Here is a 16,967-nt window from a genome sequence, read left to right as displayed (position 1 = left end):
AGACGACGCGTAGCATCGGCAGATGGTTCACCGATAGTCTCCACAAGGGACTACCAGCGTGGCAGAGAACCCGGCACCTTAAGGGAATTGAGGCGAGATACCGCTGTGAGCAGCAGTTCGATTTCTGACTTCGGACAGAACACCTGGCTGGTCGAGGAAATGTACCAGCAGTTCAAAGAGGACCCGAGCTCGGTGGACCCGAGTTGGCATGAGCTCCTGAAGAGTTACAAGCCCGGAGACAACGGTGGTTCCGCGTCCGCCGCACCGGCCTCCACCCCCTCCTCCAACGGCAGCGCACCGTCGAAGCCCGCGGCCGAGTCGGCACCGCGCAAACAGGTGACACTCGACCAGGAGCCGACGCGGACCGCCTCTGCCCGCAAGCCCTCCCCTGCCAAGGAGTCGACCGCGACCAAGGCCGCATCCGGCCACAGCGTCGCGAGCCGTGACGGCTCCGCCCGTTCCCAGCCGAAGCCCGCCGCCGCTGCCAAGCCCGCTGCCGCCAAGCCCGCTGCCGCCAAGCCCGCAGCCGCCGAGTCCAAGAAGGAATCCGCGGACGACAACAAGGTGCTCCGCGGCCCCGCCGCGGCCATCGCCAAGAACATGGCGCTGTCGCTGCAGATCCCGACGGCCACCAGTGTTCGCGCGGTTCCCGCGAAGGCGATGATCGACAACCGCATCGTCGTCAACAACCACCTCGCCCGTACCCGCGGCGGCAAGATCAGCTTCACCCACATCCTGGGTTACGCGATCGTCGAGGCCATCAAGGCCTTCCCGAACATGAATCGGCACTACGCCGAGATCGACGGCAAGCCCAACGTCGTCACCCCTGCGCACACCAACCTCGGTCTGGCCATCGATCTGGTCGGCAAGGACGGCAACCGCACGCTCGTCGTCGCGGCCATCAAAGAGTGCGAGACGATGGGCTTCGCCGAGTTCTACAACGCGTACCAGGACATCGTCCGTCGCGCGCGTGACGGCAAGCTCGGCGCCGACGACTTCTCCGGCGTCACCATCTCGCTGACCAACCCCGGCACCATCGGCACCGTGCACTCCGTGCCGCGCCTGATGAAGGGCCAGGGCGCGATCATCGGCGCCGGTGCGATGGAGTACCCGGCCGAGTTCCAGGGCGCCAGCGACGAGCAGATCGCCGAGCTCGGCGTCGGCAAGCTGATGACGCTGACCTCGACCTACGACCACCGCATCATCCAGGGTGCGGAGTCGGGCGATTTCCTGCGCACCATCCACGAGCTGCTGATCGACGACGCGTTCTACGACGAGATCTTCACTGCGTTCCACGTGCCCTACGAGCCGGTCCGGTGGCGTCGTGACATCCCGGCCGGCCTCGTCGACAAGAGCACCCGCGTCCTCGAGCTGATCGCGGCCTACCGCAGCCGCGGTCACCTGATGGCCGACATCGACCCGCTGATGATGAACAGCGACGCGCGCAGCAGCCATCCTGATCTGGACATCGCGACCTACGGCCTGACCCTCTGGGATCTCGACCGCACCTTCAAGGTCGGCGGCTTCCACGGCCAGGAGAAGATGAAGCTCCGCGACGTGCTGTCGATCCTGCGCGACGCCTACTGCCGCCACGTCGGTGTGGAGTACACCCACATCCTCGAGCCGGACCAGCAGAAGTGGCTGCAGGAACGTGTCGAGGTCAAGCATGTGAAGCCGCCGGTCGGCGAGCAGAAGTACATCCTGAGCAAGCTGAACGCGGCGGAGGCGTTCGAGACCTTCCTGCAGACCAAGTACGTCGGTCAGAAGCGCTTCTCGCTCGAGGGTGCCGAGTCGGTCATCCCGATGATGGACGCGGTCATCGACCAGAGCGCCGAGCACAACCTCACCGAGGTCGTCATCGGTATGCCGCACCGCGGCCGTCTGAACGTGCTCGCCAACATCGTCGGCAAGCCGTACTCGAAGATCTTCTCCGAATTCGAGGGCAACCTGAATCCGTCGCAGGCGCACGGTTCGGGTGACGTGAAGTACCACCTCGGAGCCGAGGGCAAGTACTACCAGATGTTCGGCGATAACGAGATCAACGTCTCGTTGACCGCCAACCCGAGCCACCTCGAGGCGGTCGACCCGGTCCTCGAGGGCCTGGTCCGCGCCAAGCAGGATCTCATCGCCGACGCCGACGACGAGAGCTTCCCGATCCTGCCGCTCATGCTGCACGGCGATGCCGCATTCGCCGGTCAGGGTGTGGTCGCCGAGACGCTCAACATGGCCATGCTGCCCGGCTACCGCACCGGCGGCACCGTGCACATCGTCGTGAACAACCAGGTCGGTTTCACCACCGCCCCGGAGCACTCGCGTTCCACCGAGTACTGCACCGACGTCGCGAAGATGATCGGCGCGCCGATCTTCCACGTGAACAGCGACGATCCCGAGGCCTGTGTCTGGGTCGCGAAGCTCGCCGTCGACTACCGCCAGACGTACCACAAGGACGTCGTCATCGACCTCGTCTGCTTCCGCCGCCGTGGTCACAACGAGGGTGACGACCCCTCGATGACGCAGCCGGCGATGTACGAGGTCATCGACACCAAGCGCGGCGTCCGCAAGAGCTACACCGAGGCCCTGATCGGTCGTGGTGACATCTCGACCAAGGAGGCCGAGGACGCCCTGCGCGACTACCAGGGACAGCTCGAACGTGTCTTCAACGAGGTCAAGGAACTCGAGAAGTACCACGCCGAGCCGTCGCCGTCGGTCGAGTCCGATCAGACCCTGCCGACCAAGCTGGTGACCGCGGTCGACAAGGAAGTCCTGCAGACCATCGGCGACGCCTTCGTCAACGTCCCGGAGGGCTTCACCCCGCATGCGCGCGTGAAGCCGGTCCTCGAGCGTCGCGCCGAGGCCGCCCGCAACGGCGGCATCGACTGGGCTTTCGCCGAGCTCCTCGCGTTCGGTTCGCTGGTCATGGAAGGACGCACCGTCCGGCTGTCCGGTCAGGACTCGCGCCGCGGCACGTTCACCCAGCGTCACTCGGTGCTCATCGACCGGGAGAACGGTTCGGAGTACACCCCGCTGAACCACCTGCTGCCCGCCGACGCCGAGGACAACGGCGGCCGCTTCATGGTCTACGACTCGCCGCTCTCCGAGTTCGGGGTCGTCGGCTTCGAATACGGCTACTCCGTGGGCAACCCGGACGCACTCGTCCTGTGGGAGGCGCAGTTCGGCGACTTCGTCAACGGCGCACAGTCGATCATCGACGAGTTCATCTCGTCCGGTGAGGCGAAGTGGGGCCAGCTCTCCGACGTCGTGCTGCTGCTGCCGCACGGTCACGAGGGCCAGGGTCCCGACCACACCTCGGGCCGCATCGAGCGCTTCCTGCAGCTGTGTGCCGAGGGCTCGATGACGGTGGCACTGCCCTCGACCCCGGCCAGCTACTTCCACCTGCTGCGTCGCCACGTGCTCGACGGCATCAGCCGTCCGCTCATCGTCTTCACCCCGAAGTCGATGCTGCGCAACAAGGCTGCCGTCAGCCCGCTGTCGGACTTCACCGACGACAAGTTCCGCTCGGTCATCGATGACCCGAAGTTCGCCAAGGGCGATGCCGACCGCAGCAAGGTCAAGCGCGTCCTGCTGGTCAGCGGCAAGCTCTACTACGAGCTCGCGGCCCGTCGTGACAAGGAGGACCGCGACGACATCGCGATCGTCCGCATCGAGCAGCTCTACCCGGTGCCGCACCGCCGCCTGCGCAACACGCTGGAGCAGTACGGCAACGCCAGCGAATTCCGCTGGGTGCAGGAAGAGCCGGCCAACCAGGGCCCGTGGCCGTTCCTCGGCCTGTGGCTGCCCGAGGTGCTGCCGGATGTACTCGGTGGCCTGCGCCGCGTCTCGCGTCGCCCGATGTCGGCCCCGTCCTCGGGTTCGAGCAAGGTGCACGCGGTCGAGCAGCAGGAGATCCTCGACGAGGCGTTCGGCGAGTAGCGAACGCTCACAGTCAGAAGGCGGCCCCCGCCGGACCCGGTCCGGCCGGGGCCGCCTCTTGTGTCGGACTCACCAGATGTCGTGCGGGAGCTCCCAGGCCGCGAGTTCGCGGGTGAGCAGGTCCCGGAGGACGGCGTCGGAGCCGAAGGCCTCGTCGTCGAGTCCGAGGACGGTGAACGACACCTGCTCGGGGGTCCGGATCAGCCACGACTGCACGCCGTCGCCGAAACGATGACCGGCCGCGGGATCGACGCCCTGGGTGGTGCCGCGCAGCGCCATGCGGCGTGCGGTCCGGCCGCCGACCACGGTGGCCTCCGGCATCACCTCGCCGATGTTCGAGATCACGGCGTCGGGCATGCCCTTGCCCGCGCCACCGCCCACGAGCTTGATCAGCACCGAGGGCGGCAGGAACCAGGCGAGCGGACGAAGGTAGATGTGGGGTGCGCGCCGTCCCTCGGACAGCCGTACGAACGCGGCCTTGCACGCGGCGCGGATCCCGGCGAGGTCACCGCCCGGCACCGGCTCGCCGGTCAGGAACACCGATACTCCCGCGATCGCGTTGGTACGGGTGTCCTCGTCTCCCTCACGACGATCCACCGGGACGCCGACCTTGATAGGGGTCCCCAGCGGCGATCGTCCGCTGGACCGGAGAAGCCCGCTCACCACCGCGATGAAGAGGGTGTTGGAGGTGCCGCCGTACTCGGCCGCGACGCGATCCCAGTCGCCGGCGGGGATCGACGCGGTCGCCCAGGTGAACTTCGCCGCCGGGGACCGCTCCGCGAGCGGGGGACGTTCCGGTCGCGGATCCGGTTCCAGTCCCGAGGCCTTGCGGCGCTCGGCCACGGCTCGCGCGAGGCCGACGACAACGGCTCCGGCCTGCGCGACGGCGTCGGCTAGGTCATCGAGGCGTCCGCGGCGCCGGGAACCCGGCGCGACCGGTCTCCGAGACTCGCCCGACCCCGAACTTCCGGTAGTCGAGGACCGTTCGTTCGCGACGGCGACGGGTACGCCCGATTCGCGTGCCGCCTCGGCGGCCGCGGCGACCATGCCGCGGCCATCGGTCACCACATGCAGGGCGCACAACGACAGCACGGTGCCGCCGGATTCGGTGGGCGCGCAGCGTAGACGCCAGCAGCGACCACCCTCGGCGTCGAGCGGGACCGTCGACATCTCGGCGGTCGCCCAGGCGTCGACGCCGGCATCGGGGATCGGGAGGGGGTCGACGGCTAGGCCCGGGGCATCGGGTGCCGGGGCCCAGCGGGGACGCGAGCCGTACACCGTGGACGGCACTAGCATCCGGTGCATGCGTCCGCGCGCGAGCGCGGCGTTCATGGCGGTCAGCGCCTCGAGGGAGACCTCGTCGTCGAAGACCCAGACGATCTGCAGCACCACCGACCAGCCGAGGGCCGGGGTCGCGAACCAGAACGGCGCGTCGTCGGTGGCGAGTCGCCCACTCCGTTCGTCAACCGGATCCGTGCGTGACAAGGGCGCCATACGTCCACCTCACTGAAGATCGACCTTGCGGTCGATGCCGACTCCCCCGTCGTCCTCCCCCGTGGGGAGTCTAGGACGCGGCACCCGCGAGTGCCGGAAGGGCTGCGGTGATCAACCCGAGGAGCTCGTCCCGGGTGACCGTCGGCGAGGTCAGCCAGCGGATCGTGGTCTCCTCGACGAAGGACACCCAGCCGTGAACGCTCAGCACGACGGTCGGGGTGACCTCGACGCCGAATGCCGGTGCGTGATCGAGGACCCGACCGACCATCACCTCACGGGTGCGGTCGAAGACGTCGCGCATCGCGGGATCCGAACTCGACGCCCCGCGGATGAGAGCGGTATACGCGGAGCGGTTCTCGTTCACGAAGTCGACGAACGCCGCCATCGAGGCGGTCAGGATCGTGATCGGGTCCCCCAGGGACTCGTCCGGCTCGGTGCAGGCGAGCATCCGGTCGGCCTGGGCCTGCGCGATCGCGACGTGATAATCCTGCTTGGAAGCGAAATAGTGGAACAGCAGCGCCCGCGACACCCCGGCCGCGTCGGCGATGGCGTCGATGGTGATCTCCTCGAGGGGACGGTCTCGCACCATCTCCAGACCGAACTCCAGGAGCTGGTCACGACGCGCCTCCGGACTCATCCGGGTGCGCTTGGATGCGGCTCGCTTGTCCTCGATCTCTGGCGCGGCTGCCGTTCCTTTACTGGTCACCCGGCCAGACTACTCCTATTGATTCTTGTTCAATAACTATTGACACGTGTTCAGTATCACCCCTATGGTGACACCATGACAACGAACGATGTAGAGATCGCCATCATCGGGGCCGGCTTCTCGGGGCTGGGTGCCGCCATCCGGATGAGGCAACACGGATTCGACGACTTCGTCCTGCTCGATCGCGGTAGCGACTTCGGCGGGACGTGGCGCGACAACACCTACCCCGGAGCCGCCTGCGACGTCCCGTCGCAGCTGTACTCCTACTCGTTCGCGAAGAACCCGACCTGGTCGCGGTCCTACTCGCACCAGCCGGAGATCCACGCGTACATCAACGATGTCGCGGCCCGCCACGACATCGCCGCCCGGTCACGCTTCAACACCGAGGTGACCAACGCCGCGTGGAACGAGGACGAGGGTCGCTGGATCATCGACACCGCACGCGACGGCAAGACCGAGCAGGTCCGCGCCCGCGTGATGATCGGCGGCGTCGGACCGCTCTGCGAGCCGAACCTCCCCGACATCGAGGGCATCGAGTCCTTCGAGGGCAAGATCGTCCACTCGGCCCGTTGGGACAACGACCACGACTTCACCGGACAGCGCGTCGCGGTCATCGGCACCGGCGCATCGGCTATCCAGTTGGTCCCGGAGCTCGCCAAGGTGACCTCGCGCCTCGACGTCTACCAGCGCACCGCACCGTGGATCGTCCCCCGCACCGAGCGCGCCTACACCAAGCTCGAGCACTGGGCCTACAAGAACGTCCCGGGTTACCAGTCGGCCGTACGCGGCGGGATCTACGCCGCCAACGAGGTCGTCGCCTTCGGCCTGACCTACTCGCCGACCGCGCTCAAGCCGGTCGAACTGCTCTGCCGGGCGAACATCCTGCGCGGCATCGGTCGTGACGCCGAGCTCCGCCGCAAGGCCACCCCGACCTTCCAGGTCGGCTGCAAGCGCATCCTGCGATCCAACGACTGGTACCCCGCTCTCGCCCGCCCCAACGTCGACCTCGTCACCGACGGGATCGACCGCATCACCGCGAACGGCGTGGTCGCCAAGGACGGCACGACCCGCGAGGTCGACGTCATCGTCGTCGCCACCGGCTTCCACGTCACCGACTCCCCCGTGTTCGAGAAGATCGTCGGCAAGGACCAGCGCAGCCTCGCCGACGTCTGGTCCGAGATCGGCATGCAGGGCTACAAGGGATCGTTCGTCCACGGCTTCCCGAACATGATGCTGATGGTCGGGCCGTCGACCGGCCTCGGCCACACCTCGATGGTGTACATGATCGAGTCGCAGCTCAACTACCTCGTCGACTACCTGAAAACTGTTCGGGCGCAGGGAATCACCCGTACCGAGGTGCGGCTGTCGGCCCAGCAGGAGTACAACGCGGGCATCCAGCACAAGCTGCGCAACAGCGTGTGGGTCAACGGCGGCTGCGCCTCGTGGTACAAGGACGCCAACGGCAACATCACCACGCTGTGGCCGGGATTCACCTTCGCCTTCCGCAACACCACCCGCCGCTTCGACATCGCCGCATACGATGTCACCCGCGGTGCCCGTCGTCCGCTGACCTCCGTCCCGGGCCGGGGCGACGAGTCGACGTCCGATCAGCCGGCGGCCGTGAACGCCTGAGCGTTCGACGCCCACGGATTTCGACACCATCTCGAGGAGAGACAAACTCATGAAGGACTTTCGCGACAAGGTCGTGGTGATCACCGGTGCCGGTTCGGGCATGGGCCGTGACATCGCCGTCAAACTCGCCGGGCAGGGCGCGCGCCTCGCCATCTCCGACGTCACGCCCGACGGCCTGGCGGAGACCGAACGTCTCGTGAAACAGGCCGGCGCAGAGGTGCATTCGCAACTTCTCAACGTCGCCGAGCGCGAGGCCGTGCTCACCTACGCCGACACCGTCAAGGACCATTTCGGCGTGGTCAACGTGGTCTTCAACAACGCCGGCATCGCACATCACGGTGAGGTCGAACGCACCGAGTTCAAGGACATCGAGCGCGTCATGGACGTCGACTACTGGGGAGTCGTCAACGGCACCAAAGCATTCCTGCCTCACCTGATCGCCTCCGGCGACGGCCACATCGTCAACACGTCGTCGTTGTTCGGTCTTCTCGCCGAACCCGGTCAGGCGGCGTACAACTCGGCGAAGTTCGCCGTCCGCGGTTTCACCGAGGCGCTGCGCCAGGAGATGCTCATCGCCAAGCACCCGGTCAAGGTCTCGTGCGTACACCCGGGCGGCATCAAGACCGCAATCGCCCGCAACGCCACCGTGTCCGGCGACCACGATCAGAAGGCCACCGCCGCCTTCTTCGACCGTTACCTCGCCCGGATGTCGTCCGAGGACGCCGCCGACGTCATCATCGCAGGCGTGCGGAAGGACAAGGCGCGCATCCTCGTCGGCGCCGACGCCAAGATCCTCGACATCGCGGTGCGCATCGTCGCGTCGAAGTACCAGTGGGTGTCGGCGAAGGCCACCAGCTGGGCACTGTCGAAGGCCCAGTAAGGACTACAGGCCGTGCTCGGCCAGCCACTCGAGCGCTACTTCCCGCGGATCGCTGCCCGTCTCGACCTCGCCCGCCATCGTGGCGAGGTCGGCGGTGGTGATCTCGCCGGCGACCTTGTTCATGGTCTTGACCTGATCACGGTTGAGCGCGGCCGACCGGAAGACGGGCACGAGCACCTCGGCGCGCGGCCCGGATTGTTCTTCCGGTGCGGCGTCGGTGCTCGGCTCGTCGGCGGGCGGGTTGTCGGCGGTGTCGCCGCCACCGGCCGAACTGCGTAGCGCCTGAACGTCGGACGACGCGCCCTCGGCGTCCTCTCCCGCGATGTCGAGCGGGGTGAGGAGACCGACGGCGTTGCCCTCCGATGCCCGCTGGAGCACTTCGTCGGTGGTTCCGACCGTCTGCACCGGCCCCAAACGGCAACCCGCGGAGGCGAACGCACCGAGCGTCGCCGGGTCGGGGTCGGAGGTGGCGACCACCGGCAGTCCCGGCGGGAGGAGTGCACAGTCGTCGAGTCCACTCGCGCCGACGCTGCCGGCGAGGGTCGTCGAGACGAAGATCTGCGGCGCACCGGACACCGGTGTCTCGTCGCCCACCGAGACACCCTGCGGCAGCGAACGGTTCAGCTCGACGTAGACGTCCTCGGCACCGACCGCGGTCGACGACGGAGCGAGCATTTTCAGGAGGTCCCCGGTGAAGGCCGGAAAGAGGTCGAGGTCGGCGCGGTCCATCTCGTCGAGCAGCTCCGCGTCGTCTCCGCGCAGCTGATCGGCGGACACGACCGAACCCGCGTTCCGCAGGGCGCCCGCGTACACCTCTGCCATCACCCGCATGGCGGGGTCCTCCGACGAGCCGATCACGATCCCCCGCGGCGGCGAGCCGGCTTCGTCCCCGCATCCGGCGAGGACGACGGCCAGGGCAGCGATCAGCCCGGTGACCACCACGAGACGCTTGCGGACGAGACGTTTTTCCACGTTGCCACCGTATCTGTTGTGGGCCGCCATCTGTTCTGCCCCACTGGTTTCAGACACCCTCGGCAATGAAGCCCATGATCGAGCTCGCGATGAGCTGGACGGCGATCGCGGCGAGCAGCAGACCGGCGATCTTGGCCAGTAGGGTGATCCCTCCGACGCCGAGTACGCGGATCAGAACCGTCGAGTACCGGAGCACCAGCATCACCACGATGTGCACACTGATGATCGCGGCCGCGATGGCCAGGTAGCCGGCCGCCTGGCCGTCCACGCTGCTGACCTGAACGATGACCGCGGCGATGGCGCCCGGACCGGCGAGCAGCGGGGTGCCGAGCGGCACGAGCGCGACGTTGACGTCGTCAGACGCCTTCGGATTGCCCGCGTTGCCCAGCCCGGTGAGCAGCTGGAGCGCCACCAGCAGCAACAGCAGTCCACCCGCGCCTTGTAGAGCGGGGATGCCGATGTGCAGGTAGTTGAGGATCGCCTTGCCGCCGATCGCGAATACGCTGATCACCAGAAGGCTCACCAGGGGCGCCTGCCAGGCCGCGCGCCGCCGGTACTCGGGCGACCGCTGGCCGACGAGGCTGAGGAACAACGGGATCTGTCCGGGCGGGTCCATGATGACGATCAGCGTGATCAACGTGGTCGTGTACACGGTGACGTCGAAAGGCACGGCCGAATCCTACTGGGGAGGCACGGCCGGGACCCGCGGGTACCATCGGCAGGCGTGGCGACGATCCCTCGTTCCGGTCCGCGCGGTGTCCCGCCGCGCGGTGAGACCCCGGCGCCCGCCTCGGAGAACCCGGCGCCGGTGTCGCGCGCCGTCGTCGACTGCGCGGTCTACATCAACGGTCACCGTCAGCCGGGCGGCATCTCCTACCGCGACGCGCTGGCGCAGGTCCGCGAATCCGGTGAGGGTTTCGTGTGGGTCGGCCTGCACTCCCCCGATGACTCCCAGATGACCGACGTCGGCACGACCTTCGGCCTGCACGAGCTCGTCGTCGAAGATGCCGTGCACGCGCATCAGCGGCCGAAGCTCGAGGTGTACGACGACACGCAGTTCCTCGTGCTGAGGACCGTGCAGTACGTCGAACACGAGTCGATGGCGATGGCCAGCGAGGTCGTGGAGACCGGCGAGATCATGGTCTTCGCCGGGCCCGATTTCGTGATCACGGTGCGCCACGGTGAGCACACCGAGTTGTCGGGGATGCGACGGAATCTCGAGAGCCGGCCCGAACGACTCGCCCTCGGCCCGACCGCGGTCCTGCACGCCGTGGCCGACAAGGTCGTCGACAGCTACCTCGCGGTCACCGACCGCATGGACGTCGACGTCGCCGCCATCGAGGAATCGGTGTTCAGCCGACAGAATCGCTGGCTCGACATCGACCCGGTCTATCTTCTGCGACGCGAGGTGCTCGAACTCCGGCGCGCGGTCACTCCGCTCTCGACGCCGCTCCAGACCCTCACCGCGAGCGGTAACCCGTTGGTGCCCAAGGAGGTTAGACGACATCTGCGCGACGTCGCCGATCACCTCACGACCGTCATCGAACGGGTCCTGGAGTACGACGAGCTGCTGAACTCCATGCTGCAGGCCGGCGCCGCGAAGGTGGGTATCCAGCAGACCACCGACATGCGCAAGATCTCGGCGTGGGTCGCGATCGCCGCGGTGCCGACGATGGTCGCCGGGATCTACGGGATGAACTTCGACCACATGCCCGAACTGCATCAACCGTGGGGTTATCCCCTTGTACTCGGTGTGCTGATCGCGACGTGCGTCGCCCTGTTCGTGGTGTTCCGTCGCAGTCACTGGCTCTGACAGTGCCTCAGGATCACCGGTTACCGACGGTGCCGTGGCCTAACCGGTGACCGACGGCCACCGAGAGGCCAGTGTCTCGCACACGGAGCGTTGCTCACTCACGTCCCGCGCGTGCATCAACAATCCCTCCACGGTGAACACGGCGATCATCACCTCGGCGTCGACGGTCTCCGGCGAGACACCCGCCGCCTCCAGCTCGGCCCGGAACAGACTGCCGGTGAGCAGGTGAAAGTTGTTGTGCCACTCCGCTACCGCCGGTGAATGCGGTACGCGGGCATGCACCGTCGTCACCAGACCACGCATCTCGGTCAACCGCTGCACGATCCACAGCACCCGAGCGGCGATCGGCTCACCCGACACCGCCTGATACATGGGCCAGACGTCGGCCATCACGGCCGACAGAACCGCGACGAGTACATCGTCCTTGTCGTCGAAGTACCAATAGATCGTGTTGGCCGCGACGCCGGCCTCCTTGGCCAACCTGTTCATCGACGTCGCCTCGTATCCGCCCTCGATGAACAGCTTCCGCGCGGCGGCGACTATCTCGTCGCGCTTCTCGTCGGCGGCCTGCGGCCTCTTGTTCCGCGCCACGGAAGAAGTCACCTCCACTTACCCTCTTGAACGCCATTCAAGACGCTGTTATCTTGTTGAACACCATTCAAGATACCCGGCGAAGGTGTACCCATGTCACGTCAGTTCAGTTACGTCCGGTCCGATGTCACGTTCCGTTCGGGCGACTCCCGGTGCGCCGCCTGGCTCTACCGACCCGACGGCGTCGAGAACCCTCCGATCGTCGTCCTCGCGCACGGTTTCGCCGCATTCCGGGAGCTGCGCCTCGACGCGTACGCGGCGCGGTTCGCCCAGGCCGGATATGCCGCGCTCGTCTTCGACTACCGCCACTGGGGTGCGAGCGAGGGTTCACCGCGTCGCGTTCTCGACATCGCCAAGCAGCACGCCGACTGGGATGCCGCGATCGCCTACGTCCGCGATCTCGACGGCGTGGACACGGGCCGAGTGGTGGCGTGGGGGACGTCCTTCGCCGGCGGTCACGTCCTGAGACTCGCCGCCCGCGACCGCGATCTGGCCGCCGCGATCGTCCAGGTGCCGCACGTGAGCGGGCCCGCATCGGCGTTCTCCCAACCGCCGGCACTGGTGAGGCGCCTGATCTTCGCCGGAGTACGCGATCAGGTCCGGGCATGGACGGGACGGCCGCCGTACCGCCTGGCTGCCGTCGGGCGCCCCGGCGACATCGCGATGATGACCTCGCCCGGCGCCTACGAGCAGGTCGAACGCATGGGAGACATGCGTGAGGAACTGCTGGCGGAGAACGACGTGGCCGCCCGAATCGCGTTGCGGGTGCCCTTCTACTCCCCCGGCCGTCACGCGGCCGACATCGATGTCCCGGTGCTGGTCCAGCTCGCCACGAAGGACGACGTCACACCGATCGACAAAGCGCAGGCCGTCGCCCGTCGGATTCCGAAAGGTGAAGTCCACACCTACGACTGCGCCCATTTCGAGCCGTATCTCGATCCGTACTTCGACACCATCATCGACCACCAGATCGGGTTCCTCGACCGCCACGTAGGAGACCCGCGATGACCGTGAACGATCGTCGACGCACCGCCCTGGTCACCGGCGCCTCCGCGGGAATCGGAACCGCGTGCTGAACATGTCGCAATCGCTCGACATGGAGCTCAAGCCATTCGGAATCCACGTGACAGCACTGTGTTGTCCTGGCTTCACCCACAGCTAATTCCATGACGTCATGGGCACCCGCGACGCCGCAGACCGACTGCCGGGGTTCCTGTGGCAGATACCCGAAGACGTCGTCCGGGAAGGCTGGGCTGCGGTCTCCGCGGGAAAACCCGTCTGCATCCCCGGTGTCGTCAACAAGGTGTCCGCGGCAGCCATGCACCCCATCCCCGGACGTATCGGCTACTTCCTCGGTCGCACACTCAACCCCTTCAAGTAACCGCGGTGCGCGACTGTCGGCGACCGGACGTGAACGGATCCGCCGGGAGCGTGATTGTCCCGTGACCGCACCGGGTAGTCATCTCGCATGAGCACCACCGACACCGATGCCACCGTCGAGGCCCTGATGGCGCGCGCCGGACGGACCTACGCCGAGGACGCGGGGATCACGCTGAAGGACACCCCGTCGCCGCTCTTCGAACTCCTGGTCCTGTCGCTCCTGCTGAGTACGCGCATCTCCGCCGACATCGCGGTCGCCGCGGCTCGCGAGCTGTTCGCCGCCGGGTATCGCACGCCCGAGAAGATGGCACGGGCGTCGTGGCAGAGCCTCGTCGACGCACTGGGCCGCGGACACTACAAGCGCTACGACGAGAGCACCGCCACCCGACTCATGGAGGCAGGCAAGAAGGTCGTCGACGACTACCACGGAGATCTCCGCGAGCTCGCGCAGAAGGCCGACTCCGACCCGGATGCCGCCGCGAAGCTGGTGCAGGAGTTCACCGGTATCGGCCCGGTGGGCGCCGACATCTTCCTGCGCGAGGTGCAGTCCGTGTGGGATTGGGCCGCACCGCATTTCGACAAGCGAGCCCTCGCTGCCGCGAAGGACCTCGGACTGCCCGACGACCCCGACCGTCTCGCGGACCTCGCCGGCGGCAGGCCCGCGGTCCTCGCCGCCGCCCTGGTGCGCGCGTCGCTCGACAAAGACCTGCTCGACGAGCTCAAGACCGGATGACGCGGGCCTATCCTGGGAGGGCGACGGTGCACGTCCAGGTTTGAGGCACGTGCTCCGGGGGCAATCGAGGACCTTGCGTCCACTACGGACAACGAACTGGAGGGAGTGCTGGTGTCAGCTGAGGCGATAGCAACCGATCCGACGACGGATGGGGTCTTTCGTGTTCCGACGCTGCCCGGCGCCCGCGGTCCGCTGTCCCGAGCGGTGATCGACCTCCTGCGCAGCGATCCCGACGATCCGACGGTCGAGATGCCGGTCGCGCTGCTCGACGTAGACCTGTTCACCAGCGATCCCTACGGCGACGACCTGCAGCTGGCGCTGTACCTCTGCTACGAGATGCACTACGTGGGATTCGCCGACGCGGATGCCACCTGGGAGTGGCAGCCGGCGCTCCTGTCGCTGCGAGCCGGTCTCGAGCGACGGTTCCTGCAGGCCATCCACCGCGACGTCCCCGCGGCCGCCCAGGACGAATCGGTGCAGGCCGAGATGGACGAACTCTGCATCGAGGATCTGGACGGCGACGGCGCGTCGTACTTCCTCCGTGACAACGGGACCTGGGAGCAGTACCGGCAGATGTTCGCGCTGCGGTCGCTGTATCACCTCAAGGAGGCCGATCCGCACGCCTGGGCGATCCCGCGACTCCGCGGGCAGGCCAAGGCGTCCTTTGTCGCAGTCGAGTTCGACGAGTTCGGGGGTGGTCGCGGTCGTTCCGTTCACCAGGAGCTCTTCGCCGACCTGCTCCGCGCGTCGGACCTGTCCGCCGACTATCTCGGCTACCTCGACACCGTCCCCGCCGCGGCCCTGACGCCGGTGAACCTGATGTCACTGTTCGGCCTGCACCGCCGCTACCGCGGTGCGGCCGTCGGCCATCTCGCGGCCACCGAGATCACCTCGTCGCCCGGGTCCCAGCGACTCCTCGCCGGACTCGAACGGCTCGACGCACCCGAGGCCTGCCGACACTTCTACCGCGAACACGTCGAGGCCGACGCGGTTCACGAGCAGATCCTGCGCACCGACGTCGTCGGCGACCTGGTCCGGCAGGACCCGAGTGCCGAGGCCGACGTCATCTTCGGGATCCGCGCCTTCCTGTTCGTCGAGAACGCCCTCGAGGCGCACGTCATGGGCGCCTGGGAACGCGGTGAGAGCGCCTTCCCCGGGATCTAAAAGGACGAACTAGTCAGCCGAACGCCGACGCCGTTTCCGATGGCTGGTGTCACACAGCGGGTAGTTCTTGCTGCGCCCGCACGCGCAGATGGCGACCATGAAGCGGTCGGACTGCACGTGGCAGCCGTCGGGGAGTTCGATGTCGACCGGTCCTTCGACGAGCACCGGTCCCCCGCGGACGACCCGCACCGCGGTGCGTTCGGCGCCCGCGCCGTTCTCGGTTCGCGCCACGGTGACGTCCTCCATGGTCATGCCAACGGTTCCGTTTCAGCAGTGTGACCCTCTGCCGGCTTCCCGTCGACCTTCTCGCCGCCCGGTGCGACGGCCGCGATGCCGACCAGTCGCTCGATGCGACATCCGCGCTCGAGCAGTCCGCGTTCCTCGAGCCACTCGGCCCGGGCGGTCATGACCGGACCGAACGGGATGAACCGCTCCGAGACGACCTCGGCGTGCAGACCACCGGCACGAAGAGCCCGCAGCGACGCGTCCTCGTCGGCGAACTCGGAATGCACCAGCAGGAACGCCCCGCCGGGACGCAGCAGCGTCGGGACGTGTGCACACAGGAGGTCCAACACCGCCCGACCGTCGAGGCCGGCATCCCAGGCATGCGACGGACCCGCCGGGTGGTAACGGGGATCGTCGACCGGGGGTGTCGGTACGTAGGGAGGGTTGCAGGTGACGACGTCGTACTGCCCGACGTGGCGGGTCAGATCTCCGTGTTCGACGGTGACGGACACCCCGGCCGTCATCGAAGCCCGGCGAGCGTAGGCAACCGCGTCGGCGGAGGCGTCGACGGCGGTGACCTCGGCTGCGCCCCGACGCGCGGCGGCGATCGCGATCGCACCGCTACCGGTACACAGGTCGAGGACGTTCTTGCCGTCCACGCCCAGGGAACGCACCATCTCGATGAGCAGTTCGGTGTCCTGCTGGGGCAGATACACCTCGCCGACCGTAGAGGTGGCGAACCCGGAGGCGGCGATGGTGCCCCGCGGCGTTGCGGGCGATGCAGATGTCAGCGTCACCAGTGCATCGTTCCCCCGGGCAGCAGTCGTGAAACCTCAGCCGGGCGTGGCGGAGGCGCGATTCGGCTCCATGACATCGATCCCGGCCTCCCGCCACGCGTCCCGGAGGGCGTCTGCACCCTTGAGCCGCACCCAGGCCGCCTCGTTCGCGGTGATCGGCACCGCCCGGAGCAGACGGACCGGGTCCATCGGAACGGGCAGCTCGACCTCGCCGAGTTCATCGGCGGACAGCAGCACCGCCGTGCAGGTGGCGCCGTCCCACAGCGGCTCGCCCAGATCGACGAGCGCATTGGCGTCGAGGATCAGTCCCTCGACGGCCGGCGCGGCCGCCAGCGTCGCCATGCGCTTGTGCAGGCCCGGGAGCGTCGAACCCGCGTGCATCCGTACGACCAGTTCGGCGCGCGGTCCCTTCACCGGGTCGGCGTGGAGATCGGTCGGATCGGACATCGGGTGGCGTGCGCATCCGGACGTCACGTAGACCAGCTCGCCGGGGGTGGCGTCGCCCAGCACGAATCGCAGTACATCGATCGGTTCGACACCGAGGAACGTCACCGACGCCCGCTGTGGTTCGGCGCCCATCCGGTCCCGGAGATGTTTTCCGACGAGGTCGGTCACCGCTTCAGTCACGTCCGACAGGCTACCGAGGAGAC

General features: G+C 67.5%; 15 protein-coding genes and 1 pseudogene. 8 read left to right on the top strand and 8 right to left on the bottom strand.

Going from position 1 to position 16,967, the window contains the following annotated elements:
• The first annotated feature begins 159 nt into the window (after window positions 1-159).
• A complete protein-coding gene (locus tag RVF83_RS14795; protein ID WP_051989263.1) occupies window positions 160-3,930 on the top strand; it encodes a multifunctional oxoglutarate decarboxylase/oxoglutarate dehydrogenase thiamine pyrophosphate-binding subunit/dihydrolipoyllysine-residue succinyltransferase subunit in 3,771 nt (1,256 codons plus the stop codon).
• Window positions 3,931-3,999: 69 nt separating this feature from the next.
• Here RVF83_RS14795 and RVF83_RS14790 read toward each other — a convergent pair whose 3' ends face one another.
• The gene (locus RVF83_RS14790) at window positions 4,000-5,424 is read right to left on the bottom strand and encodes a hypothetical protein (protein ID WP_005196293.1); all 1,425 of its coding nucleotides are present in this window, start codon (window positions 5,422-5,424) and stop codon (window positions 4,000-4,002) included.
• Window positions 5,425-5,494: 70 nt separating this feature from the next.
• On the bottom strand, window positions 5,495-6,130 hold the full coding sequence (locus RVF83_RS14785; RefSeq protein WP_005196292.1) for a TetR/AcrR family transcriptional regulator: 636 nt from the start codon (window positions 6,128-6,130) through the stop codon (window positions 5,495-5,497).
• A 75-nt stretch (window positions 6,131-6,205) separates the two neighbouring features.
• Between RVF83_RS14785 and RVF83_RS14780 the strand changes: the two genes are divergently transcribed.
• Together RVF83_RS14780 and RVF83_RS14775 are read left to right on the top strand one after the other, a co-directional pair.
• Window positions 6,206-7,762, top strand: a complete 1,557-nt coding sequence (locus RVF83_RS14780) for a flavin-containing monooxygenase (protein ID WP_005196285.1) — start codon at window positions 6,206-6,208, stop codon at window positions 7,760-7,762.
• 49 nt (window positions 7,763-7,811) lie between these two features.
• Window positions 7,812-8,642, top strand: coding sequence for an SDR family NAD(P)-dependent oxidoreductase (locus RVF83_RS14775; RefSeq protein WP_005196283.1), 831 nt, complete (start codon window positions 7,812-7,814; stop codon window positions 8,640-8,642).
• A gap of 3 nt (window positions 8,643-8,645) precedes the next feature.
• Here the strand turns inward: RVF83_RS14775 and RVF83_RS14770 are convergent, their stop codons facing one another.
• On the bottom strand, window positions 8,646-9,614 hold the full coding sequence (locus RVF83_RS14770) for a glycine betaine ABC transporter substrate-binding protein (protein WP_039880140.1): 969 nt from the start codon (window positions 9,612-9,614) through the stop codon (window positions 8,646-8,648).
• 49 nt (window positions 9,615-9,663) lie between these two features.
• Window positions 9,664-10,284 (bottom strand): MarC family protein, encoded by a 621-nt coding sequence (locus tag RVF83_RS14765; RefSeq protein ID WP_005196276.1) that lies wholly within the window; start codon window positions 10,282-10,284, stop codon window positions 9,664-9,666.
• A gap of 54 nt (window positions 10,285-10,338) precedes the next feature.
• Here RVF83_RS14765 and RVF83_RS14760 point away from each other — a divergent pair, with 54 nt between their 5' ends.
• Window positions 10,339-11,427: a magnesium and cobalt transport protein CorA gene (locus RVF83_RS14760; RefSeq protein WP_005196275.1), complete on the top strand. Its 1,089-nt coding sequence runs from the start codon at window positions 10,339-10,341 to the stop codon at window positions 11,425-11,427.
• 39 nt (window positions 11,428-11,466) lie between these two features.
• Here the strand turns inward: RVF83_RS14760 and RVF83_RS14755 are convergent, their stop codons facing one another.
• The gene (locus RVF83_RS14755; protein WP_005196272.1) at window positions 11,467-12,018 is read right to left on the bottom strand and encodes a TetR/AcrR family transcriptional regulator; all 552 of its coding nucleotides are present in this window, start codon (window positions 12,016-12,018) and stop codon (window positions 11,467-11,469) included.
• A 93-nt stretch (window positions 12,019-12,111) separates the two neighbouring features.
• Between RVF83_RS14755 and RVF83_RS14750 the strand changes: the two genes are divergently transcribed.
• The 4 genes and pseudogenes from RVF83_RS14750 (at window position 12,112) to RVF83_RS14735 (ending at window position 15,295) form a co-directional block, all read left to right on the top strand.
• The gene (locus RVF83_RS14750; RefSeq protein ID WP_005196271.1) at window positions 12,112-13,026 is read left to right on the top strand and encodes an alpha/beta hydrolase; all 915 of its coding nucleotides are present in this window, start codon (window positions 12,112-12,114) and stop codon (window positions 13,024-13,026) included.
• Window positions 13,027-13,078: 52 nt separating this feature from the next.
• Window positions 13,079-13,399, top strand: a pseudogene (locus RVF83_RS14745) (SDR family NAD(P)-dependent oxidoreductase); the annotation flags it as partial.
• Window positions 13,400-13,486: 87 nt separating this feature from the next.
• Window positions 13,487-14,131 (top strand): hypothetical protein, encoded by a 645-nt coding sequence (locus RVF83_RS14740; RefSeq protein ID WP_005196269.1) that lies wholly within the window; start codon window positions 13,487-13,489, stop codon window positions 14,129-14,131.
• A 105-nt stretch (window positions 14,132-14,236) separates the two neighbouring features.
• Window positions 14,237-15,295, top strand: a complete 1,059-nt coding sequence (locus RVF83_RS14735; RefSeq protein WP_005196268.1) for an iron-containing redox enzyme family protein — start codon at window positions 14,237-14,239, stop codon at window positions 15,293-15,295.
• Between the two features lie 9 nt (window positions 15,296-15,304).
• Here RVF83_RS14735 and RVF83_RS14730 read toward each other — a convergent pair whose 3' ends face one another.
• The 3 genes from RVF83_RS14730 to RVF83_RS14720 are packed head-to-tail and all read right to left on the bottom strand — an operon-like array spanning window position 15,305 to window position 16,944.
• Window positions 15,305-15,547 carry a CDGSH iron-sulfur domain-containing protein gene (locus RVF83_RS14730; RefSeq protein WP_005196267.1) on the bottom strand — a complete coding sequence of 81 codons (243 nt, stop codon included), beginning with the start codon at window positions 15,545-15,547 and terminating at the stop codon, window positions 15,305-15,307.
• Window positions 15,544-16,317, bottom strand: a complete 774-nt coding sequence (locus tag RVF83_RS14725) for a HemK2/MTQ2 family protein methyltransferase (RefSeq protein ID WP_005196266.1) — start codon at window positions 16,315-16,317, stop codon at window positions 15,544-15,546. Before RVF83_RS14725 ends, RVF83_RS14730 begins: the two co-directional genes overlap by 4 nt.
• Before the next feature lie 36 nt (window positions 16,318-16,353).
• A complete protein-coding gene (locus tag RVF83_RS14720) occupies window positions 16,354-16,944 on the bottom strand; it encodes a suppressor of fused domain protein (RefSeq protein WP_005196265.1) in 591 nt (196 codons plus the stop codon).
• Between the last annotated feature and the right edge of the window lie 23 nt (window positions 16,945-16,967).

Source organism: Gordonia rubripertincta, from assembly GCF_038024875.1.
GTDB classification, from domain to species: Bacteria; Actinomycetota; Actinomycetes; order Mycobacteriales; family Mycobacteriaceae; genus Gordonia; species Gordonia rubripertincta.
This window is presented reverse-complemented; position numbering and strand designations above follow the sequence as displayed.